At 36.9% G+C, this 20420-nt stretch carries 17 protein-coding genes; 10 read left to right on the top strand and 7 right to left on the bottom strand.

Annotated elements, in window-relative coordinates:
• The first annotated feature begins 35 nt into the window (after positions 1-35).
• Complete coding sequence (locus tag AC5WOE_RS08780; RefSeq protein WP_496052383.1) at positions 36-1208, top strand: MGDG synthase family glycosyltransferase; 1173 nt, start codon at positions 36-38, stop codon at positions 1206-1208.
• 30 nt (positions 1209-1238) lie between these two features.
• On the top strand, positions 1239-1901 hold the full coding sequence (locus tag AC5WOE_RS08775) for a TVP38/TMEM64 family protein (protein WP_496050625.1): 663 nt from the start codon (positions 1239-1241) through the stop codon (positions 1899-1901).
• Positions 1902-2111: 210 nt separating this feature from the next.
• Here AC5WOE_RS08775 and AC5WOE_RS08770 read toward each other — a convergent pair whose 3' ends face one another.
• Positions 2112-2528: a hypothetical protein gene (locus AC5WOE_RS08770; RefSeq protein ID WP_496050624.1), complete on the bottom strand. Its 417-nt coding sequence runs from the start codon at positions 2526-2528 to the stop codon at positions 2112-2114.
• Positions 2529-3451: 923 nt separating this feature from the next.
• On the opposite strand from AC5WOE_RS08770, the gene AC5WOE_RS08765 reads away from it, so the two are divergent.
• The 3 genes from AC5WOE_RS08765 (at position 3452) to AC5WOE_RS08755 (ending at position 7635) form a co-directional block, all read left to right on the top strand.
• Positions 3452-4444 carry an NAD(P)/FAD-dependent oxidoreductase gene (locus tag AC5WOE_RS08765; protein ID WP_496050623.1) on the top strand — a complete coding sequence of 331 codons (993 nt, stop codon included), beginning with the start codon at positions 3452-3454 and terminating at the stop codon, positions 4442-4444.
• Between the two features lie 170 nt (positions 4445-4614).
• Complete coding sequence (locus AC5WOE_RS08760; protein WP_496052382.1) at positions 4615-5706, top strand: NAD(P)H-dependent flavin oxidoreductase; 1092 nt, start codon at positions 4615-4617, stop codon at positions 5704-5706.
• A 252-nt stretch (positions 5707-5958) separates the two neighbouring features.
• Complete coding sequence (locus tag AC5WOE_RS08755; protein WP_496052381.1) at positions 5959-7635, top strand: NAD-dependent malic enzyme; 1677 nt, start codon at positions 5959-5961, stop codon at positions 7633-7635.
• 78 nt (positions 7636-7713) lie between these two features.
• On the opposite strand, the gene AC5WOE_RS08750 is transcribed toward AC5WOE_RS08755, so the two are convergent.
• A complete protein-coding gene (locus AC5WOE_RS08750; RefSeq protein ID WP_496050620.1) occupies positions 7714-8808 on the bottom strand; it encodes a peptidoglycan DD-metalloendopeptidase family protein in 1095 nt (364 codons plus the stop codon).
• A gap of 382 nt (positions 8809-9190) precedes the next feature.
• Between AC5WOE_RS08750 and AC5WOE_RS08745 the strand changes: the two genes are divergently transcribed.
• Both AC5WOE_RS08745 and AC5WOE_RS08740 read left to right on the top strand, forming a co-directional pair.
• Positions 9191-10354 carry a GNAT family N-acetyltransferase gene (locus AC5WOE_RS08745; protein WP_496052380.1) on the top strand — a complete coding sequence of 388 codons (1164 nt, stop codon included), beginning with the start codon at positions 9191-9193 and terminating at the stop codon, positions 10352-10354.
• 30 nt (positions 10355-10384) lie between these two features.
• On the top strand, positions 10385-10738 hold the full coding sequence (locus AC5WOE_RS08740; RefSeq protein ID WP_496050618.1) for a hypothetical protein: 354 nt from the start codon (positions 10385-10387) through the stop codon (positions 10736-10738).
• Between the two features lie 126 nt (positions 10739-10864).
• On the opposite strand, the gene AC5WOE_RS08735 is transcribed toward AC5WOE_RS08740, so the two are convergent.
• The gene (locus AC5WOE_RS08735) at positions 10865-11386 is read right to left on the bottom strand and encodes a chorismate--pyruvate lyase family protein (RefSeq protein WP_496050617.1); all 522 of its coding nucleotides are present in this window, start codon (positions 11384-11386) and stop codon (positions 10865-10867) included.
• Between the two features lie 54 nt (positions 11387-11440).
• Positions 11441-12700 (bottom strand): 4-hydroxybenzoate 3-monooxygenase, encoded by a 1260-nt coding sequence (locus tag AC5WOE_RS08730; RefSeq protein ID WP_496050616.1) that lies wholly within the window; start codon positions 12698-12700, stop codon positions 11441-11443.
• A 276-nt stretch (positions 12701-12976) separates the two neighbouring features.
• On the opposite strand from AC5WOE_RS08730, the gene AC5WOE_RS08725 reads away from it, so the two are divergent.
• Entirely contained in the window at positions 12977-13261 is a 285-nt protein-coding gene (locus AC5WOE_RS08725; RefSeq protein ID WP_496050615.1) for a YbyB family protein, read from the top strand.
• Positions 13262-13472: 211 nt separating this feature from the next.
• Complete coding sequence (locus tag AC5WOE_RS08720; protein WP_496050614.1) at positions 13473-13985, top strand: NUDIX hydrolase; 513 nt, start codon at positions 13473-13475, stop codon at positions 13983-13985.
• A gap of 102 nt (positions 13986-14087) precedes the next feature.
• Here AC5WOE_RS08720 and AC5WOE_RS08715 read toward each other — a convergent pair whose 3' ends face one another.
• Positions 14088-14441 carry a L,D-transpeptidase gene (locus AC5WOE_RS08715; protein ID WP_496052379.1) on the bottom strand — a complete coding sequence of 118 codons (354 nt, stop codon included), beginning with the start codon at positions 14439-14441 and terminating at the stop codon, positions 14088-14090.
• 141 nt (positions 14442-14582) lie between these two features.
• Here AC5WOE_RS08715 and fumC point away from each other — a divergent pair, with 141 nt between their 5' ends.
• Positions 14583-16040 carry a class II fumarate hydratase gene (fumC, locus tag AC5WOE_RS08710; protein ID WP_496052378.1) on the top strand — a complete coding sequence of 486 codons (1458 nt, stop codon included), beginning with the start codon at positions 14583-14585 and terminating at the stop codon, positions 16038-16040.
• Positions 16041-16104: 64 nt separating this feature from the next.
• On the opposite strand, the gene sucB is transcribed toward fumC, so the two are convergent.
• Both sucB and AC5WOE_RS08700 read right to left on the bottom strand, forming a co-directional pair.
• Entirely contained in the window at positions 16105-17340 is a 1236-nt protein-coding gene (sucB, locus tag AC5WOE_RS08705) for a dihydrolipoyllysine-residue succinyltransferase (protein ID WP_496050611.1), read from the bottom strand.
• Positions 17341-17366: 26 nt separating this feature from the next.
• A complete protein-coding gene (locus tag AC5WOE_RS08700) occupies positions 17367-20174 on the bottom strand; it encodes a 2-oxoglutarate dehydrogenase E1 component (protein WP_496052377.1) in 2808 nt (935 codons plus the stop codon).
• Positions 20175-20420 lie beyond the last annotated feature (246 nt).

Genomic DNA, 20420 nt, shown 5'->3' with positions numbered 1-20420 from the left:
ATGATGATAAAGATTACATTTGAAGGAGAAAATTTATGAAAACTGGAAACAAAGAAAAGATATTGATTCTAACAGGAAGTTTCGGTGACGGACATATTCAAGTAGCAAACGCACTTCAAGATGCAATGAAAATTCGATTTCCACATTGGGACCCAATAATTATTGATACGATGGAGTTAGTCCACCCTTATGTGAATCATCTGAGTCGTTTTTTTTATCTCCAAGGAGTGAAAATCTTTCCTCATGTGTATGGTTATTTATATCAAAAGACTAGGAGAGAAAACCCACTCTCCAATATAATGAAAAAGGTTTTTTCGACAGGGATCGGACGAATAATGAGATGGATCAAAGAAGTGAAACCATCGATTGTAATTAGTACGTTTCCATTGGCAGCAGCTTTGATGTCAAAATTGAAATCATACGGGTTGGTAGATATCCCTACAGTGACGACTATTACGGATCACACCGACCATAGTTCTTGGATTTATCCTTATACAGATCAATATATTGTCGGTTCGAGAAGTGTTCGCGATGCATTGATCGCATTAGGAGTGGAAAAAGAGCGAATTGCGGCCACAGGGATACCCCTTCGACCACAATTTACACAGTCTTTTAAACGCGGGGAACTTATAAGAAAGTATGGTTTAAATTCAAATATGCCTACAGTACTAGTGATGGGAGGAGGTTGTGGGATGATTGGTGATGGAAATAATACTATTTTGGACTTTCTTACCCTACCACAACCAGTACAATTCATCATTGTTTGTGGACATAATGAAAAACTCCGAACTCAATTGAGTGAGAAACTGAAGGGAACCAAGCATTTCATTCATTTTACAGGTTACATTGATTATGTTCATGAACTCATGGCAATCTCAGATTTGGTTATTACTAAACCGGGAGGAGTTACCACTTTTGAGGCAATTGCTATGGAGTTACCTATGCTCCTATACAAACCAATTCCTGGTCAGGAACAAGATAATGCTGAATTTCTCGTTCGTTCAGGTGTGGCAATCTATGCCAAAACCCCTTGGGATTTAACGGTTCATCTATCAGAATTGTTGACAGATATCACACTACTTAAAAAGATGAGAGATAACTCCAAACAATTTTATCCAAAAGAATCTTTGTTTTCATCATTAGAAGTTATTTTTAAAACAAAACATAATCATAAGAAAACTCGAAAATTAAAATATACAATTGGTTAAGTCAGAAAACAGAATAGGAGGAGAACGAAATTGGAGTTTCGATATCAACGTGTTTCGCCAGCACTTAGATACCTTTTTGTTGGAAGCTTGATTCTTTTCTTACTTCTTACAGCACTATATGTTTACTTTGTTCATACTGGAATTGCAAAAGAATGGTTGTTATCCATTCGTAATTTAGGTGTTTTTGGCATTATCTTAGGCATTGTCATTCAAACGATTGTAAATGCGATACCTGTGCCAGGTGAATTTGTTTCTATTTTTCTTATCGAAATATATGGTGTGGTGGAAGGCGGATTTTACACATGGGTTGGTGGGGTATTAGGAGCAGTTCTTTCTTATTATCTATCAACTTGGATCGCTCGTCCCATCATTGAACCTTTTACTAAACCATACCTAGGAAAAGTAGATGAATGGGTTAAAAAACGGGGGGATTTCGGACTTTTGTGGATACGATTTGTACCATTAGTTCCTTATCATTTAATAAACTATGGGGCTGGTCTATTACAAATAAACAAAAAAGCGTTTGTTTGGACAACAGCATTGGGAATCCTTCCTTTTATCATATCGATAAGCAGTATATTTGCCGGATTTCGTTATGGTCATTTTATTCCATTGTTCCTTGGTAGTACTATATTTGTCGTATCATCTTTTCTAAGTATTATTATGCGAAAAAAAAAGGATGATAGATCATAAAAACTTATGTGGAGTAACATAAAGATAGATGCATTTATGAGGATTGAATATGTAAAAAAAGATTATTGCATTTTTAAACAATTGGAATAAAAGAAAATAAAAAGAATGAGTCCGATATAATATCGAACTCATAGCTGGGGAATTTTGCATTATTGTACTTTGAATGTAATTAGAGATGAATTTGTTGTTAATTATAATATGTAATTGTTTTTATTTATTGTATTGATAGGTTTTGAGTGTTCCTCCTGAGTAATCATCAATTATAGATCCCTTTGTTTCAAGTTTATGATACTTTTCTTTGGATTCATCTGAATAAATACGTGCAGTCTTACCTGTATAAAAGAAGATATCTCCAGCATTTTCTGTTAAAGCTGTCTCCATCATTTGAACAATTTCTTGAGAGGTTAATACATTGTTCATTGTTTCTAACGTTTCAAAGTGAGCTTCAATTATATATTGAACATTCGCAGCTTTCTCGGACATACCTGGTTTATTATAAGAAATAGAAGTTACATCTGTGCAAACGAAACCTGGTAAGTTGTAAAAAATGGGTAACAGTTCTTCTAGATAAAGCTCTCTAAATTTTTCCTCTTCAATATTTCGGAAGAAAGTCATTGTTTTATACATGATTTTAGTTTCCCTTCTTGGAGCTTGGCTCTTATTTATTGCATACATCTATCATTTCGAAAGAAGAAAATGTGGTGTTTCTATTCTAGAAGTCAATTTTTCAATATATATAGAGTGGTTGTTAAATAATAAGAATATATTCTGGTAAATGAATAAATGTAATAATAAATTAATTATACTGATAATAGATACAAAGTCCAACAAATATAATAGTAAATTTGTTAAAAACTTAAATAAATAGGAGCAGTTAGCTTAGCTGAGGAAATTCGAGTTTATGGATAAAAATATAAATTACATTTCGTTTTTCTCGTTCTAAAAGGTTATGGATAGCAATGGTGCTTGGATTTATGACTGTAATCGGTCCACTTTCGCAACCAATTTTAACGAAGGAACTATATGCAAATGAGTCTTTGACCCAATTAAGTTTAACTCTTGTTTATTGGGGTTAGCATGGGGACAATTATGGATGTTACCATGGGGGCTGTTATCTTATTAACGGATGTAGGAGTATGTTATGTAATATTTGTTCTTCGCAATCAAAAACAAAAATAAGCTTTAGCGAACAGAACGAAATTCGTTTGAAAGTCCGCAAAGAATCGATAGAAGTGAGAGAAGGATCTTAAATTGGAATTGGCTTTGGAATAAAAGGGTATATAAACATATAAAGTACAAATTCATGGATGATATATAAGTAACTCCAGATGAGTAAATTCACTAACATTTTATGGGAAATCCGCTTGATATGCACGTCTTCCGCATCTGTTGTAAAGAGCAACAAAGGACGCTACAGCCGTGCAAAGCGAGACTAGGAACGAAGTGACGTAGCGAGACTTGTGCCCTTGTCTGAGGTGCATATCTTCGCTTGGGATTTTTTGTATCTATTTTTGCTCAAGTAGAGTAAGTAATATAAAGAGGTGAGTAAAATGTCATCAGAAAATGAAATCTATGATGTTACCATTATTGGAGGAGGACCTGTAGGGCTATTCACAGCTTTCTATGCAGGAATGAGGAAAGCAAAGGTTAAAATAATAGAAAGTCTACCGCAGTTAGGAGGACAACTAACTGCATTGTATCCAGATAAATATATTTATGATGTGGCTGGTTTTCCAAAGGTAAGGGCGCAAGAACTAGTGGATAATTTAAAGAAACAAATGGAGCCATTTCAACCTACTGTTTGTTTGGATGAAGCAGTTGAACAAGTGGAGAAACAATCTGATGATATTTTTAAACTAACAACCAATCAAACAGTTCATTATACAAAAACCATTATAATTACAGCTGGAAACGGTGCATTTCAACCAAGAAAGATTGTATTAAATAACGCAAAGATGTATGAATCTGCAAACCTGCATTACTTTGTTAAAGATTTAAATGAATTTGCAGGAAAGAAAGTGGTTCTTTTTGGGGGTGGAGATTCGGCTGTTGACTGGGCACTGATGTTAGAGTCAATTGCAGAACAAGTGACATTGATTCACCGTCGTGATAAATTCCGTGCACATGAGCATAGTATGGAATTACTCATAAATTCTGCTGTGCAAATAAAAACACCTTATGTTCCGATCGAGTTGATTGGAAACCAAAGCATTTCGCAAGTAGTTATTGAACATAGTAAAAATGGAACAAAAGAACTGATTGATGTAGATGATGTTCTTGTTTTTTATGGTTTTGTGTCCTCTCTCGGTCCAATTAAATCATGGGGTCTAAAGCTAGAGAAAAATGCAATTGTCGTCAATTCAAGACAAGAAACAAATATACCTGGTATTTATGCAGCAGGAGATATATGTACCTATGATGGAAAAGTCAAACTTATTGTGACTGGTTTTGGAGAGGGGTCTACAGCTGTTAATAATGCAAAGGCTTACATGAACCCAGAATCGAAAGTTCAACCCATACACAGTACAACTTTGTTCTCTTAAATTTTTTCGGTTATTGTTTTTGAAAGCATATCTGATTATAAATATTAATGGGTGCGTGCAATTTATTAATAATTCCTAATCTAATGAAAGATATTGTCTCATTAAGATTTGCATTTTTGTATTAGAATAAATTTGATTGATTAAAAATCATTTTATGGAGGTTGAAAAAAATGCTTGAGACAGACTTAACCCGTCTTCTTCATATTCGCTTTCCACTTATACAAGCTCCGATGGCAGGTGGTCCAACTACTCCTGCCTTAGTAGCCGCAGTTTCAAACGCAGGTGGATTAGGAAGTTTGGGAGCAGCATATTTAGCACCTGAACATCTTCGTAGTGAAATTCATAAGATCAGGCAATTGACAAACCGTCCATTTGGAGTCAATCTATTTGTCCCAGAGAATCCCAAAGAATCGAACGAAACTATAAGTAAAATGACAGATTATCTCAATAAATATCGTACAGAACTGGGCATCTCCCGTAATCCAGCCATTTTAAAGTATCAAGAGTCGTTTCAGGAACAAGTTCAAGTACTATTGGAAGAAAATATCTCTGTATTTAGTTTTACCTTTGGCATACCATCACGATCTCTAATAGAGGAAATGAAATCCAGAAAAATCGTTGTAATTGGTACTGCGACTACAGTTGATGAAGCTAGACTATTGGAACAAGCAGGAGTAGATGCTATTGTAGCTCAAGGAAGTGAAGCGGGAGGACATCGAGGTACATTTCTAGAAAATAGTTCTAATTCTCTAATAGGAACGATGGCTCTCGTACCGCAGATAGTAGATCAAGCGTCGATCCCAGTTATCGCATCAGGTGGGATTATGGATGGAAGAGGGCTTGTCTCAAGCCTTGTATTAGGTGCATCTGCTGTACAAATGGGTACTGCGTTTTTGGCTTGCCCAGAAAGCGGTGCTCATCATGTTTATAAACAAAAAGTTTTGTTGGAACATGAAGATGCTACCGAAATAACACGTGCATTTTCAGGCAAAGATGCGCGTGGGATTCGAACAACCTTTATGAGTGAAATGCAACATTTTCCTAACACTATACCTGCATATCCCATTCAAAATGCAATGACAAAAGATATTCGCCAAGCAGCTGCAAATGCGAATAATCCAGAGTATATGTCTCTCTGGGCTGGACAAGGTCTTCGTTTAGTCACTGACAGCTCTGCGAAGACAATAGTTCAACGAACTGTTGATCAAGCAAATACGATTCTGAAAGAAATAGCTTCAAGGAACATATCCTACATGAAATAAGCTGTGCTGTGTTTGGGATACTTTTATATATATTTTGCATATGAGTATATTTGTTGTATAAGCGGATTTGAATAAATAGGTAGAATATGTTTTCTTGAAAATTGGCGATTCATTTCATAAGATAGCACTAATGTAGTAGTAAAAAAGGTAAGTATTTGAGTGTTATTTGGAAGGAAAGAAAAAACGCTTCTATTTTTTTATTTTTATTCAAAGAAAATTTTTATCTAAATGGAACTGATTGGAGGGAATCTTATGCAGGATCAACAAGAAACAACACTACGAGGTCGCAGTATTTTAAAATCTTCTAAGTTAAATAAAGGGGTAGCTTTTCCTATGGAAGAACGGCAGGAACTTGGCTTAAATGGATTACTTCCACCTGCTGTGTTAACCCTTGAAGAACAAGTATCACGTTCATACGAACAATTTATAGAACAACCTGATGAACTTAGTAAATATGTTTATTTGAGTCTATTACGATCGCGTAATGAGATTTTGTTTTATCGTTTGGTGACCGATCATATAAGTGAAATGCTGCCGATTGTATATACACCAACTATTGGTTTAGCAATCCAGCGGTATAGTCAAGTATATCGTGGGCCAAATGGCTTATATCTTTCTATTGATGACCAAGATGGAATGGAAGAGGCATTCCAAAATTTAAGGGTCCATTCAGACGACATTGATTTAATTGTTGCTACAGATGGGGAGAGAATTTTAGGAATTGGAGACTGGGGAATAGGGGGAATCGATATTGCTATTGGAAAACTCACCGTATACACAGCAGCTGGAGGAATAAACCCCAGTAGAGTACTTCCAGTTATTTTAGATGTTGGAACGAATCGCGAAAGTCTATTGGAAAATCCATTGTATATTGGGAGACGTCATCCAAGAGTACGTGGAGAAAGATATGATGTTTTTATTGATGCCTTTGTAAAAAATGCTAACCGTATGTTTCCAAATGCTCTGCTGCATTGGGAAGATTTTGCACAGCTTAATGCTAGACCAATCTTAGAGAGATATCAAAACAAATATTGTACATTTAATGATGATATTCAAGGTACAGGTGCTGTTTCCTTAGCTGTGGTACTGGCAGCTGTTCGAGCTTCTAAAATCCCATTGAAACAACATCGGATTGTGGTTTTTGGTGCTGGTTCAGCTGGTATTGGCATTGTAGAGCAGATTCGTGATGAGATGATCCGTGGCGGGTTATCAAAAGAGGAAGCCAATCGTAAGTTCTGGTGTATCGATAGATTTGGATTGTTAGTAGAAAATATGGAAAACCTTGCTGATTTTCAACGTCCTTATGCTAGGTCTTTAGGTGAAGTAACCGATTGGAGTTTTACGACGGATAGAACTATCAGTTTTCAAGAAGCGGTTCGCCAAGTACATCCAACGATTTTGATTGGAACTTCAACAGTTGGTGGTGCATTTACAGAGGAAATCGTTCGTGAGATGGCAGCTAATGTCGATCACCCTATTATCTTACCTATGTCTAATCCGACTAGTTCGTCAGAAGCAATTCCCAGTGACTTAATATACTGGACAGAAGGCAGAGCTCTCATAGCCACTGGTAGTCCTTTTAAACCTGTGACCTATAATGGTGATACATACGAAATTGGTCAGGCCAATAATGCATTTGTTTTTCCTGGTATTGGCTTAGGTACAATCGTCTCACAAGCAGAGAGGGTGACAGATAACATGTTGGCAGTGGCAGCCGTTGCAGTTGCAGAATTAGTAGAAATAACCAAACCGGGAGCTTCTCTATTACCGCCAGTGGAAAAATTAAGAGAAGTATCCATAAAAGTGGCTACTCATGTGGTGCAAGCTGCGATTAAGGATGGTGTAGCGCGAAAGATTCCAGAAGATGTTGAAAAAGCAGTCCAAGATGCTATGTGGCAACCGGCTTATCGTCCTCTTAAAGGGATTTAAAAAGGATGTTCGGAGAAAAAAGAGATTGATGTTGAAACATCAATCTCTTTTTTCTATTACTAGGTGTCTTTCTATATATCACGAAATCCATTTTCTAGGGTCGGATGAAGGAGGTTTTTCTCCGTTGCCATATCTTACTTCAAAATGTAGGTGGGGCCCAGTAACGTTACCATTTGCTCCGACCGAAGAAATTCTTTCGCCAGCCTTGACTCTTTCTCCCGCATGTACTTTTACTTGATTAGGATAACTATGTGCATATCGAGTGAAGACATGTTTTCCATTTTTTTCACCATGATAGATGGTAATTAACCAGCCATATCCAGAAGCTGGGGCACTTGATACTACAACCCCATCTCCTGCGGCATAGATGGGAGTCCCTGTTCCACCACCATAATCTGCACCTTGGTGCAGGATAGGTCGTTTGTAAATGGGATGATTTCGATATCCCCATTGTGAGTTAGTGGGTCCATTGGAAGGACGTTGCATTTTACCATTGTATGGAAAGCGAAGTTTTCCGTTTTTCCAATCTTCTAAATTGATTTGACTGAATTCATCCTCATGTAGTTCTTCAAAAGCCTCCAAATTATGAAGATCCTTTTGGCTCTTTTGAATTTCCTTCACTAATGCGTCATATGCAACTTTCGATTTTTTTATTTGTTCGTTTTGTTCTGAGACTAAGACATCAAATTTACTTTTTTCTTTTTTGATTTTTTCTACTACTTTTTTTCTTTCTTCAATTAGGGCAGTGTCCTGTTTGATAATAATCCGAATTGTTTCCAGTTTATTTAGAAATTGACCGAAACTTTGAGATTCCAGAAGTTGAGATGTATAGTTGAATTGGCCTTGTTCATAAAACAAACGAATTCGCTTTTTTAGGATCTGATCGTATTTTTCCATTTCTTTCTCTGCATTGGTAAGTCTTAACTCAATAGGAGCAGCTTGTTGTTGGATTTTATTGATTTTTGTATTGGTTTGGTTTATCTCCTCTACAAAGCGTTGTAATTCTTGATCTTGTTCTGCTAATTCATTCAATACATTTTCTTTGTTTTGTAGATGTTGTTGAATTTTTTCACGTGATACTTCTTCTGCATCAGCATCAGAAAAAGGGAGTATCGGGGAAATAAGTATTGTAATAAGTAGAGAAGATACAAGTTTTTTTCGCAATATTCGCATATCAAATCAATCCAATCTCTTGAAAGCTTTTATCATTATGTAAGAGGTTGTAAAAAATAAGTGAACTTATAATGGAACTATGTCTATTTTACCTTACCTTGTAAATCCTCCTCTGACAGTTAAAATCTGTACAATTTTATTCTTATTCGATTACTTAATATTAGGTTATATGAAAATTGAGCTTTAGAGTAGAAGGTATATATGAAGAAAGTGTGTGTTTTCATCGTTGGATGGAGTCCTCACGCATTTTAAAATATAAATTATTGATCAGAAAATTTCGTATAGATCGCTCTTTCTTTACTTTTATATTAAATCCTCCTATATTTATATAAAAAGAAAATAAAATAATTTTTAAATGGGATTAAAAATAACTTGAGATGAGATGCATCGAAATAGTTGCATCAAAGGGGAGATATCAATCGATATTATACCTACCATTCATCAGATTTCCCCGGATAGTTGGAATTCCTTAGTTGGGTCAGGTGGTTTTTATTCTACTTATGAATGGATACAATCTTTAGAATTAGCACATGGTCAAAATCCAATTTTTGTTGAAAAAAACGAAGATAAAATTTTAGGTGCTATTCCTACTTGGAAAGGTCCATCTGCTGGAGATAATCTATTCTCTCTTTCCCAATTGGTTGGTGAGTTACCTGGTGTTTGGGACAAGCAGTATTTATGGTTGGGAGGACATAGGGTTACAGCGAATTCCCTAATTTGTATAAATGGAAGACAGGAAAAGTTTGTTATGAAACAATTGATTCAATCCGCACGAGTGTATGCAGGAAAGAAAAATTACTCGGGGATAATCTGGCCTTTTTTGTCTTTACATGATGCAAATAAAATTGCTGCATATTGTCCAGATGCCAGAGTTATTTTACATTCAGCAGACCCAATCCTGCATGTTCCGACAGGTGGATTTCTTGAATTAACAAAATCTGCTAAGCGAAGTGATCGAAAAAAATGGTTAAAGGAAATCAAAAGCTTTCAGTCCTATGGCGCAACGGTTGAGTGGAAACCTTTAGACATTGAAATACTGCAATTAGCAGCTAGACTCATTGCAGCAAATCGTGGAAAGTATGGGTCTAGTGGAGGATTAGAATGGATGGCTCGCACTTTTTCTGCTCAATTCGAAAGTAGGGTTGCAGAAAAAGCAGTGGTAGCACTGTGTCGTGTCGATAGTACAGTTAAAGCAATTGCTATTTTTTATCGACATCGAGATTGGTTGTATGGAAGATATTGGGGTTCTGAAAAAGACAATCCACCTTATTCTTATTATGTTCTTACCCAGTATGCAGCTTTAGATTGGGCTTCACAACATGGTATTCGGAATATACATCTCTCTATTTCTGCTTGGGAATCCAAGGTCAGAAGAGGAGCCATGCTCTATCCTTTAGCTATGGTTATCCTTCCTATACAGAACAAACCGGAATTGGTAAGTAATCAGGTAGCATTTGAACACAATATATCTGTTGCGGAGCATTGGAAGAATCAATTCGCTACTAGACCTGAAGCACTTGATCTTTCATGGTCAAGTTGGAAATAAAGCTCAAAAACATCAGCGGGGATGATATCAATGTTATATTTAACTTACAGATTTAAACCTACTGCATATGCTCGTGCAAACCTTAGTGAATTTTGGAAATGGATGCAGGACCGTGAGCAATGGTTTTATGACGGACTTGAGATGGTATTGAAAACAGAGTGGTATGTTAGAACAATTGGTGTGGACGTACACAGCGTGGAGCATATTGTGATGTTTGAAAATGAAGCGGCTTGGGGTGCATATCGTAATAAAGTAAGACAGAAAAGCCAAGATACTAATTGGGAGGCACGACGCACGGAACAAGAGAAATGGTATGATATTTTGGATTCAAGTCTCCTTTCAGACCCACCAATTCAAATGGGTTTAGATAGGAGCAGATTCTAAAAAAATATAATGTAACCATCTACATTTATGTAGTTTATGAGAGCCACCCACTTGGGGTGGTTTTACATTGCAGAAAATAAATCCTCATCAATAGATAGATGAGGATTTGAAATCATTTTTTTCATTTTATCGTTGCAAAAGATTTAAACGATTTATCGGGAAATATTCACAAATTAAAAATACGTTTTTTGTCTGATGGAGGGTACTGCAAACTTTGTAAATCATCCAATCATTCTTGTCCAATCCAAGATGTCTGGCTATTCTTGAATCTTGAATGAATCCATATTCTAAAATTTCCCGATAAAATTCTAGTTTATTCTTTTCGATAATTTTGCCAATTGGTGTATTTGTATCATATAGTTCATTCACGATATTAACATTCATATTTTCTTTATAAAAAAGTGTCTCCGCATAGATAAAGGGGCGGTCAGCGGAATCAATTAAACAAATTTCACGCAAAATTGGCCTATCCGATTGTATCTGATGGTGCTTTTTAAGATGTTTTGGGCATTCGACCATTTCATGTTGATAGATCAGTTTTACTTTTAGTTGCACCTCGAAAAATATCTCAATTAACTTTGTGATGGAAGATGTTGTTTGAACGATGAATTTTCCAAGCGTATTTAAGTGAAATTGATTCACTTTCATTTGATGCTTCTACCCTTCACTTAAATTTATAATTATCTTTTCAAATGACATAGATTATGGTTTAAAATAGCCGACATAGTCTTCGGCAAATAATGTTGCAAATGAGCCTCCTTTCTGTAATCTCTTAAGTCTGGCTTGACGCAAGCGATCCGAAAAGGCTAAATATTTATTTTCGTTTGAGTCGACCGTATTGTGAATCAACCGAATCATCCAATCTGAAAACTCTTGCGTTTTCCATATGTGTGGCAATCGCATAGTTGAGTATTGGTTCAATAGTGTCTCGTCTTTATTGTGATAATAGTGGATGAGGGCTTTTGCTAGGACATCAGAATCTGCAATTGCTAGGTTCATTCCTTTTGCTCCTACAGGAGTAATAATGTGAGCAGCATCACCAGCGAGAAAGAGTTTCCCAAATTGCATGGGCTCCATCACAACACTGCGCATGTTAAGAACGCGCTTTTCAATCAATGGTCCTCTGACTAGGTTCTCATCCACTTCACCAAATAAGCGTTTATTGAGTTCTCCCCATATTCGATCATCAGACCAATTAGAAGCAGTGTCATTTGGGGGACATTCTAAGTAAAATCGAGTGATTTTAGATGTTCGTGGCATTTGCCCAGCAAATCCAGATTCATGCAATGCATATATGATTTTTTCCATTGAAGAGGGTACTTCTGCCAGAATGGCTAACCATCCAATTCCATATTGTTTGGAAAATATTTCGGCTTCGTTTTGTGGAATCGATGATCGGCTGATGCCATGAAATCCATCACAGCCAGCTATGTAATCACATTCTATTTCCAAAAGTGTATCAGTAGATTTTTGGGAAGAACAAGTTACTACTGGGCGACTACTTTCCAACCCTTTTATTTCTACGGCTGAATGAGTAAATAGTACTTGCCCTCCTCGAGAGATGAATAACCGAATTAAGTCTTGTACAACAAATTGTTGGGGGTATACCCAATGGAAGCCATTAACGACTTCACCATATGGGATGGTATAACGATGTCCATTATGTCGAAATTCACAGATGGTGTGGGGGATACCTTTGCTATCTAATCCGTCTGAAAATCCATTTTTTCTCATGAATTCTACAATATGATGTTCAATAAATCCTGCTCGAGCTCTAGATTCTACATAATCTTGGGATTGGCGTTCGACTATAATACAATCTATTCCTTCTTTTTGAAGCAGCAGACCTAATACCAGTCCAGCTGGACCGGCTCCTAAAATAGCAACTTTTGTACTTATCCGCCTTACATCAGTATGATTGTGCTTCCCATCTTCAGTATGGTAAGGAAGAGACACTATCATGAATCAAACCTCCCAGAGGACTTGAAAATTATTCCAATATTCCAAAAAATGATTTGCTTCTTTTTATAGATGAAGTGTGCCATATCTATTATATCTTTTGTTATTTTATTTGGAAATATTTTTATTATTAGATTACAACTTAAGTATAACCCGTTAAAAATGGAATCAATACTTGACGATTAAAAAAGCTACTTATCATAGTAGCTTTTTTCGAATCTTAAATAATAGGATGGATAATAATCAGTATGGGTAGAGTAAGTAAGAGGAGGGGAATGGATGTCCAAACGAAGAAGAGCATTTTTAACTGGTTTCACCTTGTCCACAGTTGGTTTTGCCACCTTTTTACTAGCAGACAAAAGGAATAGACGTAAACTATTCTACAAACTTAAACATTTATTTGAACAGAATACATCTACATCGTACCGAGAACATAACAAAGAACTAAAAAGAAAAATAGGTAATCCAGAACCTTGTGATGAACGGGATAACAATATGGTATGGGAAGGATCTATGTATTCTGTCAAATATTATAACGAGGAAAAAGAAAGTCATGTTCAATGATTTTTTAGCCAAAGCCTTCTGTAGTTGGAGGGCTTTTTTATGTTACTTCAAAAGTTTACTAGATAAGAAATACCCAAACAGTACAGTTTTATTGGAAAAGTGTTGGAATTTAATGTATTATGTATTTTCATAATACATTAAAGGTTAAATCATAACAAATGGATGTTTTTATCTTATAAAATATGTGTATTAGTTGAAAGGTGGTATTTATTTGAACAACATCTATTATAAATTGCCATATACCATTTGCATCATAAAAAGAGCAGATAAGATTCTTTTGATAAATAAAGAAGCAAAAGTTTGGATGGGTAGATGGAATGGAGTCGGTGGGAAAATAAAAAAAGAAGAAACACCTGAAGAGTGTATTATTCGAGAGGTTCAAGAAGAAACGGGAATACAAGTCTCTCAAGTTAATTTTAAAGGCATAGTTACATGGCCAGAAGAGGAAAATACAAGAGGAGGAATGTATCTATTTTTTGTAGAACTGCATCCTGAATATTTATTGGAAACACCGATTAAAAATCGAGAAGGAATCCTAGATTGGAAAGAAGTTTCGTGGATACTTCACTCGGATAATAGAGGAGTAGTGGATACGCTGCCGGAGTACTTGCCTACTGTTTTGCACAAAGTAGAATTATTTGAGTATTTTAGCGTTTTTCAAGAGGGGCGACTGCGAGGGTGTACTTCCATACCAATAACATCAAACCAGTTTCCAATCAAATAGTGTGAATGATTAATATGTGGATTGCAGTAGAATAAGTTTGTCCATTTTTGAAGTTGTTATTTCTTTGAAAACTAGGAATTTGTTCCTGTAAAGATAGAGCTCTCATTTATGGATTGTTACAGGTGTACCAATTCCAACTTTTCGACTGAGGTCTTCTACGTCTTTATTGTACATTCGGATGCATCCTTTTGACACCATTTTACCAATAGAAGAGGGGCGATTTGTACCATGTATTCCGTAACCTTTGCGGGATAGTCCCATCCATAAGGTTCCATAAGGGCTAAGGCGACCACCGGGTCTGCTGTAGGGATAAGTGACTTTATTGATAATGACGTAATTGCCAATGGGAGTTTTGGAAAGTATTTTACCAATTCCAATGGGATAACTTTTGATGAGTTTATTTCCTTTGTATAAATACAGCCTTCTTTTGGATAGGGAAATATCTATGTTCGGCATATCCAACACACTCCTTTTACCTTAATGTATGGATCAAAGGGCCCGAAGGTGAAATTACGATCAAATGGAAAAGTTATAGTAGAAATAACTATTCTTGTTTTTATTCCGGAGGACCTACAATGTCGTTTAGGAGGAATTTTTGTGAAAGAGAATAACACGTATTCAGCAGGTGATATGGTTGAAGGTGGGAAATTTCGCATTGAAACCGATTCGATGGGAGAAGTAAAAGTACCGGCAGCTCAATTGTGGGGAGCACAGACACAGCGATCATTGATTCATTTCTCCATTGGAGATGACCATATGCCTCTGGGAATTTATCATGCATATGGGTATGTGAAGAAAGCTGCAGCAAAAGTGAATGGAAAAGCTGGTGTTCTGTCAAAAGAAAAAGCTGAGATAATTATGGAGGTAGCCGATGAAGTGATTGCAGGTCAGTTGGATGAAGAATTTCCATTGTATGTTTGGCAGACAGGTTCTGGCACGCAAACCAATATGAATGTAAATGAAGTCATTTCCAATCGATCTATCCAGAAGGTAGGAGGGATTTTGGGCACGAAAGATCCCATCCATCCGAATGATCATGTTAATATGTCTCAGTCTTCCAATGATACGTTTCAAACTGCCATGCATATTGCTACTGTATTAGAGTTTTCCAATCGTCTGATTCCTAGTGTAGAAGCATTGATAAAAGAGATATGGAAGAAAGCAGTTCAGTGGGTGGATGTTGTTAAGATAGGTCGAACACATTTACAAGATGCCACTCCCCTAACGGTCGGACAGGAGTGGTCTGGTTATGTTACTCAATTAAGAGATGCTCTCCAGCTCGTTAAAGGCTCTATGTCAGGACTATATAAGCTTGCTGCTGGAGGCACAGCAGTAGGAACGGGAATCAATACACTTCCTGATTTTGGGGTGAATATAGCGGAAGAGATCGCCCAGCTTACTCATCATCCATTTATTACAGCACCAAATAAATTTGCAGCTCAAGCATCTTTGGATGCAATGGTAAATGCTAGTTCAGCTGTGCGTGCACTAGCAGTAGCGCTCATGAAGATTGCCAATGATATCCGTTGGCTTGGTTCTGGGCCAAGAGCTGGGATTAATGAACTAAGACTACCTGCAAATGAACCTGGGTCATCGATTATGCCTGGAAAGGTGAATCCGACCCAAGAAGAAGCCATGATAATGGTATGTATACAAGTTATTGGTAACGACAATGCAGTTGCTATTGCGGGTTCACAAGGAAATTTTGAACTAAGTACGATGAGACCAATTATTACCAAAAATGTGCTGCATTCCAGTCGAATTCTCGCTGATGCATGTGAAAAATGGCAAAAATATAGTATAGAAGGGATATACCTTAACGAGCAAGGAATTGAAAAATATGTAAATCAATCGCTCATGTTGGTTACTTCTCTTAGTCCGCTTATTGGTTATGATAAGGCTTCTGCCATTGCCCACAAAGCATTTTCAGAAGATATAACGCTGCGTGAGGCAGCTATTGCTAGCGGCTTCATTACAGCACAGGAATTTGATAAACATATCAATCCGTCAAAAATGGTCGGAAATCCTCGAAAAGACTTAGGATTGGAAGAATGAAAAGAAATTTAAAAGAAGGGTCACCCTGTCGCCAGCGACAGGGTGACCCTTTTAGTTCGGTTTTTTATCCTTCTAATAACAACAACTCTGGATCTTCAATCAGTTTTTTAACGGTAGCTAAGAAGCCAACAGCTTCTCTACCATCTACAATACGGTGATCATAAGAAAGAGCAATGTACATCATAGGACGATGCTCCAATTTATCACCATCTGCGGTAGTTATGGTGACTGGTCTTTTTTGTATCGTATGCATACCTAAAATTCCTACTTGTGGTGCATTGAGGATCGGGGTAGAGAATAATGATCCAAATACTCCCCCATTGGTAATAGTAAACGTACCACCTTTTAAGTCATCTAATGTTAATTTATTGGTACGTGCTTTATTTGCTAAAGAGCCAATTTGTCGTTCTATTTCTACGAAAGTAAGAGAATCGACATTTCTCACAACTGGAACCACTAGACCCGCATCATTAGCTACAGCTATTCCTATGTCGTAGTACTTTTTGTAAAGAATATCTTGCCCATCAATTTCGGAGTTAATAATTGGAAATGCTTTTAGGGCACCGACAACTGCTTTGCTGAAAAATGACATAAACCCTAAATTAATATCGTGTTTTTCGATAAACGCTTGTTTTCTTCTTTTGCGTATGTCCATTACCTTGGTCATATCTACTTCATTGAAGGTAGTGAGCATAGCTGCATTATGCTGAGATTGCACCAAATTAGTTGCAATCGTTTGTTGTCTGCGAGTCATTTTTTTGCGTTCTACAGGTTTTGTATTAACTTCTTCTTGTGCAGGAGAGATTGGTTGTGAGACTTGCTGTACGTTTTTCTGTTCGTTTCCATTGTCTTTTTTGTACAGTTCAGCTTGAAGGTCATCCACATCTACGCCTTTTTCTCTGGCCAATTTTCTCATTGCTGGTGATGCGTTTGTTTTCTTTCTGCTGGAATCTTGTTTATCTGGAATAGATTGGGTTGATTTTGTTTCTTCCTTAGTCTGGGAAGCGGGAGTATTGGTCTCTGAACTTTCGTTAGTTTTTGTTTCAGAAGTAGCTTCTGTACTAGCGTTCTCATCAAGGTGGGCGATTACTTCTCCAACTTCTACATTTTCACCTACTTGTTTGATGATTTTTTTTACAACCCCAGCTTGTTCAGCAGAAACTTCCATATTTACTTTATCTGTTTCAAGTTCTAGTAGGATATCGCCTTGTTTGACATGATCTCCTTCTTTTACAACCCAATTTGAAATAGTTCCTTCTGTAATTGATTCTGCGAGATTTGGTACTTTTACCTCAATCATGTTTGATCCCTCCTGAAATTAAGCAATTATGGTTCAACATGCAAAGCTTCTGTGAGAATTTGTTGTTGTTCAATATCATGTACATTTGCTTTTCCTGTAGCTGGGCTTGAACGGTCTGGACGTCCGATATAGCGGGTGGAAACATGATTAGATACTGTTTCGCGAATTTTAGGTTCCATATATGTCCATGCACCCATGTTTTTCGGTTCTTCTTGCACCCACACAACTTCTTGTAGATTTTTAAACCGTTTTATTACCGCTTGAATTTCTTTTTTAGGATACGGATATAGTTGTTCCACACGGATAATATGTAGCCAGTCTTTTTGAGCTGGAGAAGCCTCTAGTTCCGCTGATAGGTCAATTGCAATTTTTCCACTACATAAAATCAATCGTTTTATCTGATTTGCTTTTTCTCCTAAGTCAATTTCTTCTTTGATGGCTTGGAAGGAGTTATTTTCTAATTCGATACTAGGTGAAATTGTTCGTTTGCTCCGAATAAGGCTTTTAGGAGCCATTAAAATTAATGGGCGAGCTTCTTCTTTTCCAATCATAGAAGCTTGACGACGTAAAAGATGAAAATATTGAGCTGCACTTGTTAAATTCGCGATGACAACATTATTTTCAGCTGCTAATTGTAAATAGCGTTCCAAGCGTGCACTTGAATGTTCAGGACCTTGTCCTTCATAACCATGTGGTAATAACATGACCAAACTAGAATCTTGCCTCCATTTTGCACGTCCAGCTGACAGGAACTGATCAATGATCACTTGTGCAGCATTGGCAAAATCCCCGTACTGTGCTTCCCACAGAGTGAGAGTTTTTGGTGCGAAAAAGTTATAACCATATTCAAATCCGAGTACGGAAGCCTCCGATAGCGGACTATTATGGATTCCAAAAGCTGCATTCACGTGTGGAATGGTATGCAATGGACTAAATGTTTTTCCCGTTTTGCTATCATGCAATACAAGATGGCGGTGAGCAAATGTTCCTCTTTCGGTATCCTGACCGGTAAATCGAATTGCTGTACCTTCCTTTAGGATCGTAGCAAATGCTAATGTCTCCGCCAATGCCCAATCCACTTTCTCTTCATCCTCTAATAAGTTAATTCGTCTCGATAATGTACGTTCTAATTTTGGATAGGAGGTAAAAGATTCAGGTCTCTTTAGCAAAGAATGATTGATTTCTTTGAGCAATTCCATCGAAACACCAGTTTTTATTTTCGTTGCTGGTTCTAACACTGATTTAGGGTAGTGATCTGCTTCTTCATCAGTACCTTGTTTCATTGTTTCATGTGCAGTTTGTAATTTTCCTCTTATGTTGTCTAGCCATTGTTTGATTTCCGTTTCTTTGATCACCTTTGAAGAACTAAGTTTTTCAGCATATTGTGCACTGATAGTTGGATGATTATGGATAATTTCATACATGAGTGGTTGAGTAACTGTTGGATCATCCATTTCGTTGTGTCCAAATCGACGATATCCTATTAGATCAATTAGGAAATCTTTTTGAAAACGTGTCCGATATTCGCAAGCAAGGCGAATCGCAGCTAGACATGCTTCAGGATCATCTGCATTTACATGGACAATTGGGATTTCAAAACCTTTGGCAAGATCACTTGAATAAACAGTTGATCGTGAATCTCTTGTATCTGTAGTAAAGCCCAACTGGTTATTTGCGATAATATGGATGGTTCCACCCGTGCGATATCCTGTCAATTGGCTTAAGTTTAGGGTTTCTGGTACTACTCCTTCTCCAGGAAATGCAGCATCTCCATGAATCAATAACGCAATTGCTTTGCTTGTATCTTGCACAGGATAGCCTGGTTTGCTTCGGTCTTCTTGAGCTGCACGGGTAAATCCTTCCACTACAGGATTTACAAATTCCAAATGGCTTGGGTTATTGGCTAAGGTCAAACGAATATGAAAACTGTCTTTGCCATCAATATTTCGATCTCCACCAAGATGGTATTTCACATCTCCGGTCCAACCAAAATTAATTCCCATGGATCCTTCCGAAGGAACAATATCTTTGTTGGTAGAGTGATGAAATTCAGAAAATATTTTTTCATATGGTTTTCCAAGAATATGAGCTAGTACGTTTAAGCGACCACGGTGTGCCATTCCCATCATGACATGGCGAACGCCCATTTGAGAACTGGTTCGAATCAGTTCATCAATCATGGGTACTAACATGTCTACACCTTCTATGGAAAAACGCTTTTGACCAGTGAATGTACGTTGCAAGAACTTCTCGAATTCATCTACTTCCATCAGTCTTTTCATTAGTTCTGATCGTATTTCGGTAGAAAAGTCAGGGTGGAATTTTTTCGTTTCTACATTCGAATAAAGCCATTCTCGTTCCTCTTGATTATGAACATGGCTAAATTCATACGCCAGCGACTTTGTATAAACATTTTGTAGATGTTGAATGACATCTAATGCTGTGGATACATGGTTAGTGGAACCCGTCCAAATTAATTCTGCTGAAATTTTACTTAAATCTTCTTCACTCAATCCATATTCATTATGGCTAGGGAGTGCATGTTCTTGTTTTACTAATGGGTTAATATTTGCAGATAAATGACCATAAGTGCGGATATATTGCACTAATTTTTCTGCTGAAATGACCTTTTTTACGTCTGTTTCCATCTCTAACGTTGGTTGGTTGTTCTCCACCATAACTGGAGAACCCCATTGTTCAAAAAGAACTTTTAAGGTGGAGTCTACAGATTCAGGATCATTGTTATATTGTTCATACTGGCCCAAGATGTAAGCCAAGTTAGGTCCATGCAAATCTTTCCATGGTGTCTCCTTTTTAGCTTGATCATTTGGCATTTGGATAGCTCCTCCTATTTATACATTTCTCAAAACTATTATTTACCAAAATAAAGCTCAGAAATCTTTCTGCTAATCCGTATTTTGGTGGAAGGGGAAGGAAATTTTTTCAGTAATGCTATCACATCATATTATTATAGCTTTGGATTGACATGAAGATGTACTTTTCGTTTCCTTTCAACTAGAATTCTAACAAAATTCCTAGCCAATTGTACTGTTTGATTTTTATTTTTTTAAAAAGCTTTA

Source organism: Shimazuella sp. NTD248, from assembly GCF_059510395.1.
Note: the sequence above shows the minus strand (reverse complement) of the source record. Positions and strands in the feature narration are given on the sequence as shown.

What these genes read in the sequence shown, in the direction of transcription:
- AC5WOE_RS08715 (WP_496052379.1), bottom strand. Translation starts at nt 14,441, where the DNA reads ATGCCGAACATAGATATTTCCCTATCCAAAAGAAGGCTGTATTTATAC.
- AC5WOE_RS08735 (WP_496050617.1), bottom strand. Translation starts at nt 11,386, where the DNA reads ATGAAAGTGAATCAATTTCACTTAAATACGCTTGGAAAATTCATCGTT.
- AC5WOE_RS08750 (WP_496050620.1), bottom strand. Translation starts at nt 8,808, where the DNA reads ATGCGAATATTGCGAAAAAAACTTGTATCTTCTCTACTTATTACAATA.
- AC5WOE_RS08765 (WP_496050623.1), top strand. Translation starts at nt 3,452, where the DNA reads ATGTCATCAGAAAATGAAATCTATGATGTTACCATTATTGGAGGAGGA.
- AC5WOE_RS08700 (WP_496052377.1), bottom strand. Translation starts at nt 20,174, where the DNA reads ATGCCAAATGATCAAGCTAAAAAGGAGACACCATGGAAAGATTTGCAT.
- AC5WOE_RS08745 (WP_496052380.1), top strand. Translation starts at nt 9,191, where the DNA reads ATGCATCGAAATAGTTGCATCAAAGGGGAGATATCAATCGATATTATA.
- AC5WOE_RS08740 (WP_496050618.1), top strand. Translation starts at nt 10,385, where the DNA reads ATGTTATATTTAACTTACAGATTTAAACCTACTGCATATGCTCGTGCA.
- AC5WOE_RS08755 (WP_496052381.1), top strand. Translation starts at nt 5,959, where the DNA reads ATGCAGGATCAACAAGAAACAACACTACGAGGTCGCAGTATTTTAAAA.
- sucB (WP_496050611.1), bottom strand. Translation starts at nt 17,340, where the DNA reads ATGATTGAGGTAAAAGTACCAAATCTCGCAGAATCAATTACAGAAGGA.
- AC5WOE_RS08770 (WP_496050624.1), bottom strand. Translation starts at nt 2,528, where the DNA reads ATGTATAAAACAATGACTTTCTTCCGAAATATTGAAGAGGAAAAATTT.
- AC5WOE_RS08760 (WP_496052382.1), top strand. Translation starts at nt 4,615, where the DNA reads ATGCTTGAGACAGACTTAACCCGTCTTCTTCATATTCGCTTTCCACTT.
- AC5WOE_RS08780 (WP_496052383.1), top strand. Translation starts at nt 36, where the DNA reads ATGAAAACTGGAAACAAAGAAAAGATATTGATTCTAACAGGAAGTTTC.
- AC5WOE_RS08725 (WP_496050615.1), top strand. Translation starts at nt 12,977, where the DNA reads ATGTCCAAACGAAGAAGAGCATTTTTAACTGGTTTCACCTTGTCCACA.
- AC5WOE_RS08730 (WP_496050616.1), bottom strand. Translation starts at nt 12,700, where the DNA reads ATGATAGTGTCTCTTCCTTACCATACTGAAGATGGGAAGCACAATCAT.